1 protein-coding gene is annotated in these 1,039 nt (G+C 65.5%); it reads right to left on the minus strand.

What is annotated here, in order from left to right; genetic code table 11:
• Positions 1–16: 16 nt before the first annotated feature.
• A protein-coding gene (locus tag ACIBVP_RS45740; RefSeq protein WP_396112831.1) for an IS5 family transposase occupies positions 17–894 on the minus strand; the annotation gives its coding sequence in 2 pieces (ribosomal slippage) (positions 17–516 and positions 516–894; 879 coding nt in all).
• Between the last annotated feature and the right edge of the window lie 145 nt (positions 895–1,039).

A 1,039-nucleotide genomic window follows, 5' to 3' on the forward strand; every position in this document is an offset into this window, starting at 1 on the left:
CCTGTATCGAAGTGGGTTAGAGCCATTCGTTGATCGTGGCGATGTGGACGGTGGCTTCGTAGCGGACGGCGAGTTTGTCGAACCGGGTGGCGACGGCTCGGTAGCGTTTGAGCCGGTTGATGCCGCATTCCACGGCGTGACGCTGTTTGTAGATCTCGGGGTCGAAGGCGGGTGGCCGCCCGCCCTTCGATCCCTTCTTGCGGCGGTACGCGTCCTGGTCGGCCTTGGTCGGGATGGTTGCTTTAATCCCTCGCTTGCGCAGGTGGTCGCGGTTGGCCTTGGACGTGTAGGCCTTGTCGGCCAACACGCGATCCGGTCGGGTGCGGGGCCGACCACCGTCGAGCCTCGGCACCCGGATCGCGGTCAGGACGGGAATGAACTGCGGGCTGTCGCCGCGTTGCCCACCGGTCAGTACCAGCGACAGAGGCTTCTGGCCCTGCTCACAGGCCAGATGCAGCTTCGTGGACAACCCACCCCGAGAACGACCCAACGCGTGATCAACCGGCTCAACCCGGACACCACCCGGTGACTCCGCCTGCAGATCCCCCTTTTAGACGCGCCCGCAGCATGCTGATGGGCCCGCACCACGGTCGAATCCACGCTCACGTCCCAGCCGATCCCTCCAGCCGCGTCGGCCAGTGCCTGCAACGCGATCACCAGCCGGCGCCAGGTGCCGTTGCGTTGCCACCGCCGAAACAGTCCGTACGCAGCAGCCCACGACCCATACATCGCGGGCAGGTCCCGCCACGGCGACCCCGTACGCACCCGCCACCGGATCCCGTCGATCAACTGCCGCTTGCTCCACAACGACGGCCGCCCCGACCGCGCAGGCTGGGGCAACAACGGCTCCAGCAACGCCCACTGCGCGTCGGTCAGGTCGAACCGCCTCGTCACCGCTAAGGTGCCCACGAGGTCTCCGGTGCTTTGATCTTCTTGGTCGACGATCGATCTACCGGAGACCTCTCCTATTTGATCAACGACACGCCGGAACAGGCCACACCCGAAGCCATCAGCTGATCCACTTCGATACAGGCCCTAG

Origin of the sequence: Actinophytocola sp. NPDC049390 (assembly GCF_044466355.1) — a bacterium.
Taxonomy (GTDB): Bacteria; Actinomycetota; Actinomycetes; order Mycobacteriales; family Pseudonocardiaceae; genus Actinophytocola.